At 62.4% G+C, this 1,344-nt stretch carries 2 protein-coding genes and 1 pseudogene; 2 read left to right on the top strand and 1 reads right to left on the bottom strand.

From position 1 onward, the window contains the following. The first annotated feature begins 251 nt into the window (after window positions 1-251). Window positions 252-734, top strand: coding sequence for an MmcB family DNA repair protein (locus A2I95_RS38500; protein ID WP_291737665.1), 483 nt, complete (start codon window positions 252-254; stop codon window positions 732-734). 172 nt (window positions 735-906) lie between these two features. On the opposite strand, the gene A2I95_RS38505 is transcribed toward A2I95_RS38500, so the two are convergent. Next, entirely contained in the window at window positions 907-1,092 is a 186-nt protein-coding gene (locus A2I95_RS38505) for a DUF6324 family protein (protein ID WP_044008416.1), read from the bottom strand. Between the two features lie 11 nt (window positions 1,093-1,103). Between A2I95_RS38505 and A2I95_RS38510 the strand changes: the two are divergent. After that, window positions 1,104-1,344: pseudogene (locus tag A2I95_RS38510) on the top strand (hypothetical protein); the annotation flags it as partial.

A 1,344-nucleotide genomic window follows, 5' to 3' on the forward strand; every position in this document is an offset into this window, starting at 1 on the left:
GGCGTTGATTCCCGGGGACCTGTATGTACAGGTGGGCGCCAGGTAAACGGACCAGGGTCCGAACAGAGCCAGCTCCCGTGGAATTGCTTAAGGCCACTGGAATGCTGCCTGTCACAAGAAGGGCAGAACCCGCCAAACCCGTAAGTAGTCCGACTTGGGTTCTGTTACAAGGGGAACGCAGCACAGGCACGTCAATTCCGGTCAAAACCGCAGGATTGCAATCTGTTCCCTTATTGTTCACATTCTCCCGCATGATGGACGATCTGCAGCCCGGACAGAAACTCGCCCGCGGGGTGTCGCGCTATCTGCGCTCGCTGGGCTATGCGCCGCTGGAGGAATTTGTGCCGGTCCGCGGGCTGCGCGTCGATGTGATGGCGCTGGGGCCGAAGGGGGATCTGTGGGTGATTGAGTGCAAATCCAGCCGCGCCGATTTTCAGTCCGACAGCAAATGGGCGGGCTATCTGGAATGGTGCGACCGCTATTTCTGGGCGGTGGATACGGAGTTTCCAACCGAGCTGCTGCCGGACGGCACCGGGCTGATCATTGCCGACCCTTATGATGCCGAGATTATCCGCATGGCGCCGGAGGACAAGATGGCACCAGCACGCCGCAAGAAGCTGATTCAGAAGTTTGCCATGGATTCTGCCCGCCGCCTGCAATCCTTGCGCGATCCGCGCCCTGGCTTGGATGGGGTGCTGCTGGATGGGGCAGGGGGCGACGCGCCGGAAGCCTGACCGCGGGCGGGGAGGCTCCCGCGCCTGCAGGTGCCCCGGCTGCGCCGCGCCCCCTTGGCCGCCTTGGGCCCGGCAGCGCGCCTGCGGCGCGCTGCGCACGCTTGTGGCGCTGTCTTGGCAGGCCATTGCGTTCAGTGCAGAGAGGCGGGTGCGGAGTGCCGGAACGACTGCGTTACTTGACGCTGCGCGCCGCTTGCGCAGCGGCGCGGATCTCTTCTGCGATCTCCTCGGCTTCTTCCGGGTCAAAGTCCATCGGGATTTCAACGCTGCCGGTATCAATGAAAATCCGCACCATGCCCTGATCGGTCGGACCGATTTGCATGTTTGCCTCAATGTCGCGTTCGGTGTTGATACTCATTGCACACTCCAATGCCGGTCAGCGGATTGCAGCCGGTGCTAGCCCGCGGCAGGCTGAAACGCAAGCCGGCTTTGCGCTATGCTGTTTGCATGATGGATGTGACCCTGCGCCGATTCGCCCCAACCGACATGCAATGGCTGGCGGCCCGCCACCAGGATCTTTACGCCCGTGAAGCGGGGTTTGATGAAACCTTTGGTCCGCTGGTCTCCGATATCCTGCACAGTTTCTGCGCGGGCCACGATCCCGCCTGTG

The sequence above is a fragment of the Leisingera sp. F5 genome (assembly GCF_001593695.1).

Bases quoted from the DNA above. Each gene is read 5' to 3' on its own strand.
- A2I95_RS38500 (WP_291737665.1), top strand. From the start codon at position 252: ATGATGGACGATCTGCAGCCCGGACAGAAACTCGCCCGCGGGGTGTCG.
- A2I95_RS38505 (WP_044008416.1), bottom strand. From the start codon at position 1,092: ATGAGTATCAACACCGAACGCGACATTGAGGCAAACATGCAAATCGGT.